General features: G+C 48.6%; 16 protein-coding genes. 9 read left to right on the top strand and 7 right to left on the bottom strand.

The annotated features are described in order from the left end of the window. Nucleotides 1–52: 52 nt before the first annotated feature. Entirely contained in the window at nt 53–1,111 is a 1,059-nt protein-coding gene (locus tag I2I11_RS15280) for an AI-2E family transporter (protein WP_196268606.1), read from the top strand. A gap of 129 nt (nt 1,112–1,240) precedes the next feature. Here the strand turns inward: I2I11_RS15280 and I2I11_RS15275 are convergent, their stop codons facing one another. Both I2I11_RS15275 and I2I11_RS15270 read right to left on the bottom strand, forming a co-directional pair. Beyond that, nucleotides 1,241–1,801: a hypothetical protein gene (locus I2I11_RS15275; protein WP_196268605.1), complete on the bottom strand. Its 561-nt coding sequence runs from the start codon at nt 1,799–1,801 to the stop codon at nt 1,241–1,243. A 52-nt stretch (nt 1,802–1,853) separates the two neighbouring features. Beyond that, nucleotides 1,854–2,552 carry a hypothetical protein gene (locus tag I2I11_RS15270; protein WP_196268604.1) on the bottom strand — a complete coding sequence of 233 codons (699 nt, stop codon included), beginning with the start codon at nt 2,550–2,552 and terminating at the stop codon, nt 1,854–1,856. A 138-nt stretch (nt 2,553–2,690) separates the two neighbouring features. Here I2I11_RS15270 and I2I11_RS15265 point away from each other — a divergent pair, with 138 nt between their 5' ends. Beyond that, complete coding sequence (locus I2I11_RS15265; protein ID WP_196268603.1) at nt 2,691–3,341, top strand: hypothetical protein; 651 nt, start codon at nt 2,691–2,693, stop codon at nt 3,339–3,341. A 76-nt stretch (nt 3,342–3,417) separates the two neighbouring features. Continuing rightward, complete coding sequence (locus I2I11_RS15260) at nt 3,418–3,666, top strand: hypothetical protein (protein ID WP_196268602.1); 249 nt, start codon at nt 3,418–3,420, stop codon at nt 3,664–3,666. Between the two features lie 93 nt (nt 3,667–3,759). Here the strand turns inward: I2I11_RS15260 and I2I11_RS15255 are convergent, their stop codons facing one another. From I2I11_RS15255 to I2I11_RS15240, 4 genes are all read right to left on the bottom strand, one after another. After that, nucleotides 3,760–4,062 (bottom strand): hypothetical protein, encoded by a 303-nt coding sequence (locus I2I11_RS15255; RefSeq protein WP_196268601.1) that lies wholly within the window; start codon nt 4,060–4,062, stop codon nt 3,760–3,762. Nucleotides 4,063–4,472: 410 nt separating this feature from the next. Next, nucleotides 4,473–4,718: a hypothetical protein gene (locus I2I11_RS15250; RefSeq protein WP_196268600.1), complete on the bottom strand. Its 246-nt coding sequence runs from the start codon at nt 4,716–4,718 to the stop codon at nt 4,473–4,475. A gap of 578 nt (nt 4,719–5,296) precedes the next feature. Continuing rightward, nucleotides 5,297–6,454 (bottom strand): iron-containing alcohol dehydrogenase, encoded by a 1,158-nt coding sequence (locus tag I2I11_RS15245; RefSeq protein WP_196268599.1) that lies wholly within the window; start codon nt 6,452–6,454, stop codon nt 5,297–5,299. 340 nt (nt 6,455–6,794) lie between these two features. After that, complete coding sequence (locus I2I11_RS15240) at nt 6,795–7,805, bottom strand: NADP-dependent oxidoreductase (protein ID WP_196268598.1); 1,011 nt, start codon at nt 7,803–7,805, stop codon at nt 6,795–6,797. Nucleotides 7,806–8,072: 267 nt separating this feature from the next. Between I2I11_RS15240 and I2I11_RS15235 the strand changes: the two genes are divergently transcribed. Then, the gene (locus tag I2I11_RS15235) at nt 8,073–9,185 is read left to right on the top strand and encodes an SGNH/GDSL hydrolase family protein (RefSeq protein ID WP_230680327.1); all 1,113 of its coding nucleotides are present in this window, start codon (nt 8,073–8,075) and stop codon (nt 9,183–9,185) included. A gap of 83 nt (nt 9,186–9,268) precedes the next feature. Here the strand turns inward: I2I11_RS15235 and I2I11_RS15230 are convergent, their stop codons facing one another. Beyond that, on the bottom strand, nt 9,269–10,492 hold the full coding sequence (locus I2I11_RS15230) for a pyridoxal phosphate-dependent aminotransferase (RefSeq protein ID WP_196268769.1): 1,224 nt from the start codon (nt 10,490–10,492) through the stop codon (nt 9,269–9,271). 287 nt (nt 10,493–10,779) lie between these two features. On the opposite strand from I2I11_RS15230, the gene efp reads away from it, so the two are divergent. From efp to I2I11_RS15205, 5 genes are all read left to right on the top strand, one after another. After that, complete coding sequence (gene efp, locus I2I11_RS15225; RefSeq protein WP_196268597.1) at nt 10,780–11,343, top strand: elongation factor P; 564 nt, start codon at nt 10,780–10,782, stop codon at nt 11,341–11,343. 3 nt (nt 11,344–11,346) lie between these two features. Then, entirely contained in the window at nt 11,347–11,841 is a 495-nt protein-coding gene (accB, locus tag I2I11_RS15220) for an acetyl-CoA carboxylase biotin carboxyl carrier protein (RefSeq protein WP_196268596.1), read from the top strand. A 120-nt stretch (nt 11,842–11,961) separates the two neighbouring features. Then, nucleotides 11,962–13,308, top strand: a complete 1,347-nt coding sequence (gene accC / locus I2I11_RS15215) for an acetyl-CoA carboxylase biotin carboxylase subunit (protein WP_196268595.1) — start codon at nt 11,962–11,964, stop codon at nt 13,306–13,308. A gap of 329 nt (nt 13,309–13,637) precedes the next feature. Beyond that, complete coding sequence (locus tag I2I11_RS15210; protein WP_196268594.1) at nt 13,638–15,161, top strand: TolC family protein; 1,524 nt, start codon at nt 13,638–13,640, stop codon at nt 15,159–15,161. Nucleotides 15,162–15,484: 323 nt separating this feature from the next. Beyond that, complete coding sequence (locus I2I11_RS15205) at nt 15,485–17,077, top strand: hypothetical protein (protein WP_196268593.1); 1,593 nt, start codon at nt 15,485–15,487, stop codon at nt 17,075–17,077. Nucleotides 17,078–17,323 lie beyond the last annotated feature (246 nt).

Genomic DNA, 17,323 nt, shown 5'->3' with positions numbered 1-17,323 from the left:
AGCGGCAGCCCGGCAACAGGCTGCCGCTTCTTTAATGATCATACAAAGATAAATGACATCGTCTGAACCATTTTACAAGAAGAGTACCACCATCCTGTTCGGCCTGTTCCTGCTGGTATATGTACTTTACCTGCTCTCCGATATCCTGGTGCCACTGGCTTTTTCGCTGTTGCTGGCTATTCTGCTCAACCCGCTTTACAACCGGCTGCAGAGGCTCAGGCTGCCGAAGCTGCTGGCTATTACGCTAACCCTCCTCATCGCCATACTCCTGGTAGCGGGATTGCTGTACTTTCTCTCCTCACAGATTATCCAGTTCGGAGAAATGATACCGCAACTAAAAGAGCGCTTCAGCCTCATACTTGCCAACCTGAACACCTGGATTGAAACTACTTTCGGAATCACTATCGAAAAACAGATGGAGCTGGTAAGAGAGGCGGCAAACAGCAGCAGCGCACTGGTAGGGCAAACACTTAGCGGGGCATTGGGCATGTTCAGCGTCCTGTTCCTGCTACCGGTTTATATTTTCCTACTACTCCTGTACAAGCCGCTGATATTAAATTTTCTTTATGAGGTGTTTTCCAAGAAGAACACCAGCAACGTGGCGGCCATCTTACACGAAACCAAATCGGCGGTGCAGAGCTACATTGTGGGTTTGCTGATAGAAGCTGCCATTGTAGCGGTACTTAACTCCACGGCACTGTTGCTGCTCGGTGTCCGGTATGCTATTCTGCTGGGCGTAATCGGCGCCATCCTCAACATGATTCCGTACATCGGCGGCCTGATTGCCATATTGCTGCCCGTACTCATTGCAACCATCACCACAGATGGTTATACCACACAACTTGCCATTGTGGGAGCATACATCGTTATACAGTTTATCGATAATAATATACTTGTTCCGCGTATTGTTTCTTCCAAAGTACAAATCAACGCACTGGTATCGATTCTGGCGGTGCTGCTGGGCGGGGCATTGTGGGGCGTGTCGGGCATGTTTCTGTCCATACCTTTCGTAGCGGTGTTAAAAATTATTTTTGACAGGATTGAACACCTCCATCCCTGGGGCAAACTGCTCGGCGACGAGATTCCGAAGCGCTACAAAGCGCCTCTGTAGCTTTAATAAGTATAATACTGACAAAACACTGCACAACTGCTGGAAAAGCAGTATAAAACAAAATGCCGTAGCAGCTGCCACGGCATTTTGTTTTATACTAATGATGCATGCTGAGGCATCCAAGTATACTTAATAACGGTTGTACCCGCCCATGTAACCATAGTTACGGTCGTTATTAGTTCGGTCACGGCTGCCGTAATGGTCGTTGCCGAAGTCCAGGAACTCATCTTGGTTGCCGTAAGCCGCATCATGGCGGAAACCATGGTTGCCCCGGCTGTCAAAGTCACGATACCTGTCGCCTTCTTCCGGGTTGTCGTAGTTAGGGTTATATCCCTGGCTGTAGCGGTAGCTGCGCGGCTCGTAGTCGTCCGGGAAGCGTTCTATTCTGCTCAGGTCATTGCTTTCTGTTCCGTAAGGCAGCCCGTAATCAAATTTGCGGGGCTCATCCGAATAATTGGCAGTGTCATACATCGCTTTATACCGATTAGGGTTATGGCTCACATCTCCGTCCCCTCCTATTCTGTCGTAGCCCGGCTCTCGCTGCGGCCGGTAAGGTCCGGGGTCATAGGTGCTGTCTCTTCGATAGCTCTCCTGCCTGCCGTAAAAATAATCGTTGCCGTTATAATTATTCCGCTCATCAAAATTCCGGCGGTTATAGTTTCTATAATTTTCTTCTCTGTTATTTCTCATAGCTGTTTAAGTATAGCGCAGCAGTTAGTTGCTGCAGATTAAACTTTTTTAGTTACCTGTTTTGGTTTCTATTTCCCTCATCGTAGCGGTCACGGCGGTTGTCGCTGTGGCCGTTGTTCCACCGGTCCAGGTTGCTGTAATAGCTGCCTTCGCCGTAGTGAGTTTCGCCTGGTGCATAGTTGCGGCCTGCAAAGCCGGTAGTATAATCATTGTCGTAGTCAGGGTTGCCTTTTTCATAGCGTCTGTACGACTCATAGTCGCTGCGTGAATCACTGGCCCACCGGCCATTATCATTTCCGCGTCGCATCTCGTGCCCGAAGCGTTCATCGGCCATCCGATACCTGTAATCTGATTCTCCCTGGCGCCGTAGATCATCATAATCCCGGTTGCTGTAATCTGCCCGTGCATCGTAATGCCGTGATGAGTTATAATCGTCATCGGGCGTATACGTCATACCATAGGGATTGCTGCTGTGGCTGTTGCGGGTATAATCTTCACCGCTGTATGGTGCGCCGCCTGCCTGAAAGCGCCCCTGCGGTGACATCCGGCTCTGATCGGCATTGCTGTTATAACTGCTTGGGTCGCCGTACTGGCTATAGGAATTATCTCCCTGGCCGCGGTTAAAATGTGTATCTACTGTATAGTTGCCGCGGTCTGAATTCTGGCCGTGGTGATGGCCATGCAGCCAGCGGGCATCATCAAAATCTCGGCCATAGCGGTTGTTGCCGGCATTATCATTTCTGTTTCTCATAGCTTAGGGTTTGTTTGGTAAATAACTCGTTACACTGTTCTTATGTACGGGAGGTACGGGTGCTTGGGTTAGCGGCTATACTTAAACCCCCAGCACGCGCAGCCGTTAAAAAGGTATAACCAAATAAGAACTACGACTATGAAAGGAAACGATTGGTATAATAGAACCGGGTATACGGATAACAGAAATCACTCAGGCAGAGATGATCAGCCCGTAGATGAGGACAGATACAGAGGGGCCTACCGCTTCGACAACAAAAGCGCAGACCGCAACGAAACCACCTACGACGGCTTCGACAGAAACCGGCATCCTTACAGGCGGGCCGACAATCCGGGCAACAGCCGCGATTTTGGGCGGGACCGGGGCGGCGCTTATCAGAACGATTGGAGCGCACAGGATCGTAACAGCCGTTACCAGCAAGGTGGCAGTAACAGCAATCAATACCGCAACAATAGCGGCAGCTATGATCGATATTCTGACAGGAATACAGACAGGTACAGCAACCGCTATGAAGGAGAAGGCCATTCGGGACTCGGAAACTTTAACCCGGATTATGGCCCCGATCATTACAGAAGCGGAAGCGGCGAAAACTATGGCAACATGGCCGGTTCGCTCAGCTATGGCTACGATGGTACCAGCAACTACAATCATGACAAAGACAATTATTATGATCCCCTGACGGGGCATCACCACAGCTACCATGGCAACTATAGCAGCCGCCACCCGGACTTTTACAACGAACGCGAACGGCGAAGACATCAGGATGACTTCAGACCGCTGGGTCGGTAGAAACACAGTTAATACTCTTAAGTAAAGTTGCCGGCAGATAAAGGCCGGCCGTTATTCACCATAAAAGAAGAAAACAATGAGCACGAATAAGGAAAACGACAAAAAAACAGGCATGCTGAAAGACGAGGATGTAAACAAAACCTTAAATAAAGGCAACAAAGTGCCCAACATACATCCTACCCCCGAAGCCAGTGATGATATAAGTGAAGAAGATATCATGGAGGGCCGAGTAGGTGGCGCTCCTTCTCAGAAAAGTGGCAGCAGAGGCAGCGCCGACGTACAGGACGGTGGCCAGGATGTAGGCAGCAGCGCCGGAAGCCATTAAGTTTTGAATCAGTTTAGCGCTGTAATACAGAAAAGCGTGCAGCAATGATTATTGCTGCACGCTTTGTTTTAAACTTTACCTCGTAGAGGCCTGTCAGTCGCCGGTGGTAGTTTCTGAAGTAGTGGTACCAGTAGTTGAGCCACTGGTTGTACCGGTTGTATCCGCACCCGCTGAATCAGAAGCAGCACCGGTCTGCTGCATGGAGGAATCGGCAGAAACAGAATCTGCAATATTTCCGAAGCCCGTGATATTATCTGTTGCTTCGGGCGCGCTCTCTGTTGTATTCTGATATTCGTCTTCTGCAGGCATATCACCGTTATTGCCACCACAACCAGTCAGCAACAAGGCCAATCCTGCAGCTATCATTGTAAAAATTCTTTTCTTATTCTTTTTCATTGTACATGCATCTTTATAAGTGAATTAAACCAGCCGGGCGCATCTTTTAACGCCCGTTGTCTCCTACACATACGCAAAGGACAGATTTACTATACAAATACTGCTGAAATTTGAATTTAAGCGTTCCCGGCAACAAATTATTTTATTATGCAGCAATAAAAAAGCCACCGCTGCAGGTGGCTCTTTGGTAAGTATAGATACAACATTTTAGTTTATACCGGATGTTGTTACCCGCTTTTGTCAATCCGGCACTCGTCGTGAAAAGTTTATCGTGCCACGCAGTACATAGTTAGCCGACTGGCCGCTCTACCTGCCAGGTTGCATTTGCCTGCATGGCGGGCCGGTTACCAGGGAGTTAAGCGCAGGTACGGCCGGGGGTACTTCGGGCCGTTGAAGTATAAATTTATACTTTACTGCAGTTCTTCCTGCTCCAGATATTCCCACATGGCATCTTCGCTGGCACCTGATTTCACCGCATACAGCAGCATGATGGTATACACGGCAATTAACAGGAAGCTTAGCGGAATAGAAAACAGGAAAGCGACAATAACAGCTTTTACCGGATCCGGCTGTGATTTCATTTTAGTGGAAGCGTACCAGAAAAACAACACATTGAAAATGCCTGAAATGGCAACAAAATTAATAATGTCTAACATTGGCTAAAAACCTGACTTATATAATCAATTAAATTTTGATTTGATTCTTACCTGAACGCAATAACTCTTGTATATATAAAGCTACTATTTAAAAGATAAAGCCCTGTTTCTAAAAGGAATGCTCGCGAATATGGATACAATTTAAACGCCCTCTAATTAACTTACAAGTGTTTTGTCATTTTAAATTTATAAACAGTAAAAATTTATGCTGAATAATTATAATATTATATATTTAAAAAACCAGTGCAATTTACTCTTATCCTCTTATAGAAATAAACTGTTATAACACCCTATTTATCCGGACGCATCAGCATCTTAAAATACAATTAAATTCAAGCTTCGACAGCCCTCTACTTCCGGAATAAGTATAAGCAAGTCCGGCAGCCAAAGCTTTAAAACAGCGGGCAAGGCAACAGACAGCCCATATCTGTTCTACCCTGTTTAAAACAACAAAGCCCACCGGGACTGGGCGGGCTTTGTTGGGCAGAAAGAGCCTGGCAGCAGAAACTGCTTCAGGTATAAATTCCTTTATGATAACGCTGTACTTTATTCTGTAAGATGTTGCACGAAGAAGATGCTTATAAGCTCCGCGTCAGGATCTTCTCTATATCTTCTATCTGGATATCGGCACGTTCTCCCAGGTTTTTTGTGCCGCGCTCCTGTAGCCGTTTTACAATGGTACGAATGGTGGCTTCGTCCACGTCATAGTCCTGCAGGCGGGTACGTATATCCAGCGACTCGAAAAAGCTGATGGTGGCCTGTATAGTCGCCTCAATTTTTTCATCATCCGTTCCGACGGTTACGCCCCATACGCGCTCGCCGTACTGCAGCAGTTTCTCTTTCTTGGTTTCCTGCTTGTAGCGCAGCAGCGAGGGCAGCACAATGGCCAGGGTGCGGGCGTGATCAATGCCGTGCAACGCCGTTAGCTCGTGCCCGATGTAGTGCGTGGCCCAGTCGGTTGGCACCCCAACCCGGATTACACCGTTCAGGGCCATGGTAGCAGACCACATAATGTTCGCCATGGTATCGTAGTCGTGCGGGTTGTCCAGCGCTTTGGGACCCTCTTCTTTCAGCGTCAGCAAAACAGCCTCCGCCATGCGGTCCTGCAGCGGCGCATTTACGGGGTAAGTCAGGTACTGTTCCAGCACATGGGTAAAAGCATCTGCCACGCCGTTGCTAATCTGGCGCAGCGGCAACGTAAAAGTCGTTTCGGGGTCCAGCACAGAAAACTGCGGAAATGTAAACGGACTTCCGAAGGAGAACTTTTCGCTTGTTTCCGCACGCGTAATTACGGCGCCGGAGTTCATTTCTGAGCCCGTGCCGGGCAATGTAAGCACAGTGCCAAACGGAACAGCCTTTTTAGCTTTTATACCTTTCGAAAGCATATCCCAGGGGTTATCGCCGTCGTAAAGCATAGCAGCCGCAATAAACTTAGTGCCATCTATCACGGAGCCACCGCCCACCGCAAGTATAAAATCAACCTGTCCGCGCCTGGCAATGCTTACGGCCTGCATCAGGGTTTCGTAGCGCGGATTTGGCTCTATCCCCTGAAACTCTATTACCTGGTGGTTTTTCAGCGCCGCCATCACCTGGTCGTACACGCCGTTTTTCTTAATGCTGCCGCCGCCATATGTCAGCATAACGCGGGCATTAGCCGGTACTTCCCTGGCGACAGCTGCAATCTGGCCTTTGCCAAAAATTATTTTAACGGGATTATAAAACTGGAAATTATTCATTGTATGATTTAAAATATAAAACATGAAGCAGGCAGAGTAGGCTGTTTACTGTCTGCCAGAAATTGATATAAAAGGTTCTTCTAAAAAGTATGACAAGCGGGATTAAACTGTTTCTGTAGATTTTCCCGGCTAGGCACTTTTTAACTCGTAATCGCTGACTACCTGTGCCAGGCAGAAGCAGGTATAAGTTTGCTGCTAAAGTATAAGTAGCCGAAGTATAAGTATAAATCAACCCTTGCTGGTATGCGCTTATAGCCTGTACCCTTACATCTATAGAATAAAGCACAAACTATAGTTTGCACCAGCGGAATAGCCGGAAATTAACCCTTATCATACTTGCTTAAGAGGGATCTGCTATTCTCACCAGTTGCTTGCCGGTATTTTCGCCTGTAAAAAGCCCCAGAAAAGCCTGCGGCACCTGCCCGAAACCTTCTGTGATGTTTTCCTGGTATTGCAGCTTTCCTTCCTGCACCCATTTGGCCAGGCCGCGGGTTGCCTCCCCGAAACGGCCGGTATAATCATTTACGATAAAGCCTTTCATCAGCGCGCTTTTCTTCAGCAAGGTACTTTCTATGCGGGGTCCCACCGGTACAGTGGTGGCATTGTAATAAGCAATCTGACCGCAGATGGCAATGCGCGCAAACTTGTTCAGGTTGGCATACACGCCATCCGTTATCTCACCGCCCACATTGTCGAAGTATACATCCACCCCGTCGGGGCAGGCTTGCGCAATAGCTGCAGCCATGTCACTGGTTGCCTTATAGTTAATGCCTTCATCGAAGCCCAGTTCGTTTTTCAGGTAATCTATTTTGTCGTCGGAGCCGGCAATGCCCACCACGCGGCAGCCTTTTAATTTTGCAATCTGGCCTACTACAGTACCCACCGCGCCGGCTGCGCCCGATACCACCACTGTTTCCCCTTCTTTCGGTTCGCCGATGAACAACAAACCACAGTAGGCGGTCAGGCCCGGCATACCCAGTATACCCAGATGGTAGCTGAGTGGCGCTACTTGTTTGTCTATTTTGGTGAGTCCTTTGCCCCTGGCGATTGTATAGGTGCTCCAGGGCAGGTTTCCCAGCACAACATCTCCTTTCGCATATTGCTGCTCCCGGCTTTCAACCACTTCCGCTATCACGCCTCCCGCTATGGGTTCGCCTACTTTGTAAGGCGGCACATAGGATTTGGCCTCGCTCATGCGGCCGCGCATATAAGGATCAACAGAAATATACAGCGCTTTCAGCAGCACCTCTCCCTCCTTCAGGGGGGACAGTTCCTGCTCCTCAAACTTAAAATTTTCTTCCGTAGGCGTCCCGTGCGGACGGCTCGCCAGTAGTATACTTGTAGCTTTCATTTATGTACCATTTGTTAATAAGTACCCGGACAGAATTGACTTTCATTCGCCACAAAAACATTCCGCGGCGCAAGGCATTGAACACCATACAAATAGTGCTTGAAAAGTCCTGTGTCTTGATACCAGATACTTATGTCTTTTTACTTAGTATAGACGCATAACTGTTGGCGCGTGTTTTTGTTTGCGTGTAAGTATAGGCGCTTTCGGGGCAATCCTTTATCTTGGGAGCTCATTGAACAGGCATAATCAACCAACACCTTCGCCGCTATGCACCTGAGAGAAAAAACGCTATTTATACTTACCCTTGTCTTTGCCGCCGGATTTATAAACGGGTGCAAAATGGTGCCTGCCGTAAGCTCCGATGGCTTTGCAGATTATAAAAATGATAAGATAGCCTATACAGGCCGGATAGGAATGCAGGGCCCCGAAGCAGCAGAACTATACTGGTCGGGTACCTCCGTGAAAATCAACTTTGATGGCACATCTGTAAAAGCATGGCTGCAGGACGAAACCGGCGACAATTATTACAATGTGATTATAGATGGCGACAGCCTTCACCTGCTACGGCCCGATACCACCCGGCGCGCTTATACTTTAACTTACAATCTGCCCGAAGGTAAACATACGCTGGAGCTTTTTAAGCGCACCGAGTACGACCGCGGTAAAACCCTGTTCTATGGCTTTGATTTAGGGAGCGGCACAGCGTTACTTCCGCCGCCGCCACCCAAAGCACGCAAGCTGGAGTTTTATGGCAACTCCATTACCGCAGGTTATGCGGTGGAAGATACCTCAGGCAAAGACAGGCCGGACAGCACCTATACCAATAATTACCTGAGCTACGCCGCCCTGACTGCGCGCCACTTCGATGCCGCTTATACCTGCATCTGCAAAAGCGGTATTGGTATCATGATCAGCTGGTTCCCTACTGTTATGCCGGATATTTACGACCGCCTCAATCCGTCTGAGCCAAACAGTACCTGGAACTTTACAAAGTATACGCCCGACGTGGTGGTTATCAACCTGCTGCAGAACGATTCTTGGCTGGTAAACATGCCGGAAAACGCCGAATTTAAAAGAGTGTTCGGCAGCACGCCCCCGCAACCCGATGATATTGTTAAGGCATATGGCCGTTTTGTGGCATCTGTCAGGGAAAAGTATCCGGAGGCGCAGATCATCTGCATGTTGGGCAATATGGACATCACCAAAGCAGGATCGCCCTGGCCCGGCTACGTGCAGCAGGCAGTGGACGCGCTGCAGGACGACAGCATTTATACACTGGTGGTGCCTTATAAAAACACGCCCGGTCACCCCGATATACGCGAGCAGCAACAACTGGCCGACCACCTCATCCGCTTTATAGACAAAAACATAGTATGGTAGCCGCAGGCATGGTGCTCCGGCAAGCTTATAACAGAAAAGGCTCCCTTACAGGAGCCTTTTTATACTTGCAAGCCGCCATACTTTCAACTGGCGACTACCGTTTGCTGATAGCTTTTTAAAAATGTTTGCAGTTTCAACACCGTTTGGGCCAGTTCTGTTACATCCGGCAGGTATACAATGCGGAAGTGGTCCGGCTGCGGCCAGTTAAAACCGCTGCCCTGCACCAGCAACACGTGCTGCTCACGCAGCAAATCCAGGATAAGCTGCTGATCATCCGTAATCCTGAACCTGCGCACATCAACTTTAGGGAACATGTAAAAGGCTCCCTTAGGCTTAACGCAGGTAATACCGGGTATAGCTGTCAGCATTTCGTAGCACAGGTCGCGCTGCCTGCATAGCCTGCCCGTTGGCAGCACCAGTTGTTCCATGTTGTAGTCGCGCTCCAGGGCTGTTTTAATGGCATACTGTGCCGGCACATTGCTGCACACCCGCAGGCTGGCGAGCGTATTTAGCCCGTCAATATAGTCTGCGGCCTTTTCCCTGGCGCCGCTCATCACCATCCATCCGGCCCGGAATCCTGCCGCCAGGTAGTTCTTGGAAAGCCCGCTGAAAGTGACAGTCAGCACCTCATCCGAAAAAACGGCCGTAGGATGATGCACCACGCCATCGTACAGAATCTTGTCGTAAATTTCGTCTGAGAAAACCACCAGGTTGTGTTCCGCCGCCAGTTGTACCATTTGCTGCAATACTTCCGGGCTATACACCGCGCCCGTGGGGTTGTTGGGATTGATGATAACGAGGGCACGCGTGCGGGGCGTAATCCTGCTTCTGATATCCGCCAGATCAGGGTTCCAGTCAGCTTCTTCATCGCAAAGGTAATGCACAGCCTTACCTCCTGAAAAACGCACGGCGGCTGTCCAGAGCGGGTAATCGGGCATGGGTACCAGCACTTCATCGCCATCGTTCAGCAGCGCCTGCACCGCGTGCATGATCAACTCACTTATGCCATTGCCTATAAAAATATCATCGGCGTCAATATTGCGCAGGCCTTTGGCACTGTAATACGCACACAGCGCCTCACGCGCCTCCAGCAAACCTTTGTGGTCTGAGTAGCCTTGTGCCTGCTCTAAATTCTGAACGAGCTGTGCCACAATCTCCGGTGAGGCGTGGAAACCAAACGGCTCCGGATTCCCAATGTTAAGTTTGGTAATGGTGTGCCCCTGTTGCTCCAGTGCCTTTGCCTGCTCGTATACCTGCCCGCGTAGTTCGTAATGAACACTGTTTAGCCGTGTGCTGCGCTGTATCATGTCATCTGCTGAAAAATTTATCAAAAGTAATGTTTTGGCGCCGATTATAGTACAAAGCAGTTGCAACAGAAAGAAATTTTAAGGCAGGCGGCGCCTGCAGGGCTGTAAAACACCACTAAAACTTTTGTGCGTGGCAAGCAGTAAAACAGGGCCTTAAGACTCCTGTAGCACGAAACCGGGATTATCGTAAGGAGATGTTCGGGAGAATAACTAACTTTGCTTTGCAAGACAGCAAAAACAGATTTACTTTTACTCCCTTAATCAAGACTCATCAAGAGATTATTTGTATGGCAACCACCGCTGATATCAAAAACGGCCTGTGTATGGAATACAACAACGATTTATATGTTGTTATTGACTTTCAGCACGTAAAGCCAGGAAAAGGCCCCGCATTTGTTAGAACAAAACTCAGAAACATAAAGACAGGCAAGGTGATTGACAACACCTTTTCGGCCGGGCACAAAATAACGACGGCGCGTGTGGAGCAGCGGCCGCACCAGTTTATTTACAAAGATGACCTGGGATATAACTTTATGGACATGAGCACCTTTGAACAGGTTACGCTGGAGGATACCATGGTTCCTTTTGCAGACCTGATGAAAGAAGGCCAGGAAGTAACCATCCTTTTTCATGCCGAAACAGAAACACCGCTTACCTGCGAGATTCCTCCTTTCGTAGAACTCACCATTACGTATACCGAACCCGGCCTCAAGGGCGATACCGCCACCAATGCCTCTAAGCCAGCCATTGTGGAGACAGGCGCTACCATACAAGTGCCCCTGTTTATAGGCCAGGACGAGAAAATTAAAGTAGATACCCGTACTTATTCATACGCTGAGAGAGTAAAATAAAACATGAAAGCTAAAGAAATCCAGGATCTGATTGACTTCATCGCCAAGTCCGGCCTCAACAAAGTCAACATTGAGACAGAAGAGTTCAAAATTTCGGTGCAGCGCGAGCCCAACCAGAAAGTGAAGTACATGAGCGAACCGGCACCACGTGCCGCTGCTCCGCAGGAAGTTCCGGCTGCTGCGCCACAGGCGGCAGGCGGAGCACCAACTGTTGCTGCTCCGCCTGCCGCCCCTGCACCCGCTTCCGACGAAAGCAGGTACATCGCCATTAAAGCCCCGATGATTGGCACTTTTTACCGATCAAATAGTCCCGAGTCTCCTTCCTTTGTAAATGTTGGCGATGAGATGAAACAAGGCCAGGTTATCTGTATTATCGAAGCGATGAAGCTGTTTAATGAAATCGAGTCAGAAGTATCGGGCAGGATAGTGAAGGTGCTGGTAGACAATGCCTCGCCGGTAGAGTATGATCAGCCGCTGTTCCTGGTAGATCCCAGCTAATTTTACGATTTGAAAATTTGAAAATGAGAAATTATGAAGATGGAGATGGTGCTGATCGCCTCCTTTTAGTTGCTTATTATCTTCAAATCCACAAATCTTCAAATCTCCAAATCAAAAAATATGTTTAAAAAGATACTGATCGCCAACAGGGGCGAAATTGCACTGCGTATTATCCGTACCTGTAAGGAGATGGGCATTAAAACGGTAGCCGTATACTCTACCGCCGACAAAGAAAGCCTGCACGTGCGTTTCGCCGATGAGGCCGTATGCATTGGCCCGCCACCCAGCCCCCTGTCGTACCTCAACATACCCAACATTATTGCAGCCGCAGAGATAACGAACGCCGATGCCATTCACCCGGGCTACGGCTTTTTATCGGAGAATGCCGAGTTCTCCCGCATCTGCGCCGAAAACGGCATCAAGTTTATAGGTGCTACGCCGGAGATGATAAACGCCATGGGCGACAAAGCTTCGGCCAAGGCAACCATGAAAAAAGCAGGCGTGCCTACCATTCCCGGCTCCGAAGGGTTGCTGAAAAACATTGAGGAGGGTATAAAGCTGGCCAACAAGATCAAGTATCCGGTTATACTAAAGGCGACTGCCGGCGGTGGTGGCCGGGGCATGCGCATCGTGCGCAGCGACGCCGAATTTGAGAAGGCCTGGAACGATGCCCGCACTGAAGCGAAAGCTGCTTTCGGCAACGATGGCATCTACCTCGAAAAATTTGTGGAAGAGCCGCGCCATATCGAAATTCAGCTGATTGGTGACCAGTATGGCCATGTGGCGCACCTTTCGGAGCGTGACTGTTCTATCCAGCGCCGCCACCAGAAGTTGGTGGAAGAAACCCCCTCGCCGTTCATTACCGACGAATTGCGCGACAAAATGGGCCAGGCAGCTATTGCGGGCGCCAAGGCCATCAACTACGAAGGTGTGGGCACCATCGAGTTTCTGGTGGACAAGAACCGTGATTTCTACTTTATGGAGATGAACACGCGCATCCAGGTAGAGCACCCGATTACGGAAGAGGTAATTGACTACGACCTGATTAAAGAGCAGATCAAGGTTGCCGCCGGTTACGAGATAACGGGCAAAAACTATTACCCGAAGATGCACGCCATCGAGTGCCGCATCAATGCCGAAGATCCGAAGAACGGATTCCGACCGTCCCCGGGTAAAATCACCACCCTGCATGTGCCGGGCGGCCACGGCGTACGCATCGACTCGCACGTTTACTCGGGCTATACTATTCCGCCCAACTATGATTCGATGATTGCCAAGCTTATCGTAACGGCGCAAACCCGGGAAGAGGCTTTGGTGAAAATGAAGCGGGCCCTGAGCGAGTTTGTGATTGAAGGTGTGAAAACAACCGTGCCTTTTCACCTGAAACTGATGGACGACGAAGGCTTTAAAGAAGGCAATTTTACAACGGCTTACCTGGAGAACTTTGACTTCGGTTCGTTAGAATAAGCAACTGAATTGTACTATAATAAAAACCCGGCTACCTGCATAGCCGGGTTTTTTGTTGAAGATAAAGTATAAACCATCTGCCGTATTGCTGCCGGCCACTGTAAAGTGAATTAAACGCTAAAATAATCAGGTATAAAATTGATAATTTAAAATTTATAGAGTATACTGTATTCCGGCAGAAGGCTATTGCTAAAATGTTTTAGCTGTAGCCTTCTGGTTTGTTTTAAATTATCGCGCGGAAACTGCTGCCGGCCCTGTGCAGGCAGAAATGGTTACTGTAATAAATCCAATAATGCGGCATATCTAAGTAAGAGAAATTTACATTTAAAATGAAGTTAAACCAGTATACTGTTCTCACGAATACAAAATCCATCCGCAGATCCTTTTCCGTTATAACGCTCTTACTTCTCTTTATACATCTTTACAGACCTGCTGCCGCGCAGGATGTGGTGCTTACACGGGTGCTCACGCTTCCGGCAGCTGTTGCGCTGGCCCAGGAGCAATCGCCCAGTTTCCGGTATGCTTCTGTGCTGCTAGAAAACAAACAATGGCAATACAGGACTTACCGCTCAAACTTTTTCCCGCAGCTGAACCTGAGCGGCGTGCTACCGGAGTATAACAAAACCATTGAGCCGCGCCTGACAGATAACGGCAGCCTCATTTTTATTAATACCCACAATGCCAACTCTTCCCTGCAGCTCTCGCTGCAACAGGAAGTCTGGTTTACCGGCGCAACCATTTCAATTAATAGCCAGATCAAGCGCATCGACGACTTCCAGGCTGACGTGAACCGCACCAGGTACTCTTCCGTGCCGGCTACCATCACACTAAACCAGCCTTTTTTCGGGTATAATTACCGGGCCTGGGAAAGAAAAGTAGCCCCGCTCCGCTACCAGGAAGCCAAACGCGATTACTGGGAAGCCATGGAGGATATTGCCAAGGCTACAACCGATCATTTTTTCAACCTCCTGCTGAGCCAGAAAAGCTATGAGATAGCAGAAAAAAATGTGGCCAACAGCGATACCCTCTACAAAGTAGCCCTTGCCAGGTTTGAACAGAACAAGATTCGTGAAAATGAATTGCTGCAAATGGAACTGACCCTGCTGAACGCCCGGCAGAACCTCGAACAGGCAGCCCTGGATGTGGAATCGAATACACTTAAGCTCAAAGTATACCTGGGCATTACAGATGATGAGCCCATATCTTTGGTTCCTCCGCAGGAAATACCAGATTTTGACGTAGATGAGAAGGTTGCCCTGGCAGAGGCCCACAAAAATCGCCAACAGATAATTGGCTTTAAACGCGAACTGCTTGAGGCTGATATGCGCATGGCCCAGGCAAAAGGGCAAACAGGTTTCCGCGCAGATTTGTACGCTTCTTTTGGCCTAACCCAGCAGGCGCTGGAAATTGACGAGGCCTACCTGGACCCTTCACAGCAACAGCGTTTTCGGCTGGGCTTTAACTTACCGGTGGTAGACTGGGATCGCACCGCCTCGCAAATTGGAACAGCCAAGGCCAACCAGTCGTTGGTGAGAGCCAATGTGGAGCAGCAAAGGATTAACTTTGATCAGGAGATTTACTTAAATGTCAAACGCTTCAAAGTGCTCAGAAAGCAAATGATAGGTGCTAAACGTGCCGACGAAATTGCAGAAAAGCGGTACAGCATTACCAAATCCAGCTATCTGTCTGGCGAAATTGATATCATCAGCCTCAATGTGGCTACCGAAGAAAGAGATCAGGCCACACGCAGCTACATCAGTGCCCTGTGGAGCTTCTGGTCGGCTTACTATAATCTCCGCCGCCTTACCTTGTATGATTTCGAACATCACGTGCCCTTAATTCTGGATTCTTAGGCGCTAATTGCTAAGGCAAGAAATAGCTTCCATAGTCCTGACAGCATCAGAGACAAAAGTGCAAAACAAGTTGCTGTAGCAGTATAATATTATTTATACCTGTGCAAGGCCAGGAACAGAAACACTCTGGCTGTTCAGCATAGAAACTGCATTTTATTAATTTATTCAGCTTTATTACTGGTTTTGTAGTAGTACACGTATGCCGTAGCAGCAAGACCGGCAATATGAAAAAACTTATTAATGGCATATGCGTTTTTGCAATACATACACTTTTATTTATCTTTAGGGTCGTTATGACCTGCTTTTTACGCGTAGCCCCACTTATGAAAAAGAGCATCCTTCTTTTTTCTGCTATTATAGTGTTTAATGCCAACGTATACGCCCAGGATACCACTGCTGAAGCAGGCTCCCTGGTGCTGCAAACCGTTGCCACTCCCCTGAAACTCTCCTTTCCGGATAAGCCTGGCTGGAATGTGCTAAAAGAAGGACAAAAACTGGAGTTCGATGTGAAAGCATCAGGCGGTACCGGCAACAAGATCGTTTTTGCCCTTCCCCAGGGGAGAATAGATGGTATAACGTTCGATTCGCTCGGCCATTTCTCCTGGACGCCCAGCTATGATTTTGTAGATCGCCTGGGTGGCGGGCGCACCATCCAGCTGCTTTTTGAAGCACGAAATGAAAAAGATGAGAGTGTGCGGCAGGTAGTAGATTTCACGGTGGAGCATGTAAACCGGCCACCGGTAATTGGCGAGCTAAAACCCTTTTATGTCCGGTACAATACGCAGAACACCTATACCATTGAATCGTCGGTGGTAAAAGATGAAGACAACGACCCGGTTGCGTTTGTGCCCATTATGGATGCCATGCCCGAGGGCGCTAAGCTGTCGGCACAGGGAGAGTTTACCTGGAAGCCTTCGCTCACCCAGTATAATGATCTGCGCGAAAAGCCAATTTTTATAGAGTTTTACGTTGAAGATCAGCCGGCAAAAGCCCGCACCAAGGGTTCCTTTAAAGTGGCGGTAACCCAGCAGGACCTGCCTCCCAGCATTCAGATGATTCCGTCTCAGAAAAGATTTGTGTATAAAGAAGGCGCCACGATCGATCTGATGTTTCAGCTCTATGATCCGAATGGCGAGAATAACCTCGCTTCCTTCAACTTTATTTCCGGTAACGCCGATGTGCCGGCCAGCGCCCTGGTAAAAAATACACCTTCGCAGTACGAGTTTATCTGGAAGCCAGGCTATGATTTTGTAAAAGATCCGCTGGACTCGCTCTCGTTCGATATCACTTTTTTTGTGATGGACAAATCCAACAAGCGCGAAGAACGCACTGTGACTTTCACGATCCTGGAAGCCGTGAATGAGGCAGAAATAGATCAGAAACTATACAACGAATACCGCTCTGCGCTGGTAAGGGCCTGGGACTTGATGGAACAGCTGAAGCAGGCGGAAGATGACCTGAAGAAAAAGTATAAACGGGCAAAAAAAGGAAAGAAAGGCAGATCGCTTACCAATGCCTCGCTTGGAGCGGTTACGGGTATTTCGCCGGTGGTTGTTGAGGAGCCTGCCACTTCTAAAAAAATAACGACTGTAGGCGGCACCATGGTCATGACAATCGGTACGCTGGAAGCAACCGAGGTAATAGGACGCTCTACCAAAGACTTGATTGAGCGCCTGAACTATATCATGGAAAAGCGGAATGAACTACAGACGAAAGGCGATGTTTTCGCGCGCAAATATGCCCTTAAGTCGTCGCGCCGCAAGCCCGAATTCATGAAAGATGCAGACGAGTTTGTGGCGCTGATGAACCTCAAAGGATTAGTAGCGCTGGAACTGGATGCTACCTGGCAAAACAAATCCAAACCCACCGATCAAAACATATCCAAAACGTTCAAGGACTTTAGCCCGGACAACTGATAAACCCACGCCATAGTTTGTTATAAGCAAGTATAACTCTGCTGAACAGAAGCAAGCGCTGTTTAGTTAAGGGTGGCTGGTAGCTTAAGCGTAAGCTATCAGCTACCCTGAATTAAACAGTTTATTGCAGCTTATTTGGGGTAGAGATGAGTGGATGTTTCTTATACTTAACATAACATTAGTTATCCAAGAAACAGCCTTTCCAGCCACTACTGGAGGGGGTGCCGGATTTTGTACTTTCAAGAG

The organism is Pontibacter rufus (genome assembly GCF_015694705.1).
Classification (GTDB): domain Bacteria; phylum Bacteroidota; class Bacteroidia; order Cytophagales; family Hymenobacteraceae; genus Pontibacter; species Pontibacter rufus.
Note: the sequence above shows the minus strand (reverse complement) of the source record. Positions and strands in the feature narration are given on the sequence as shown.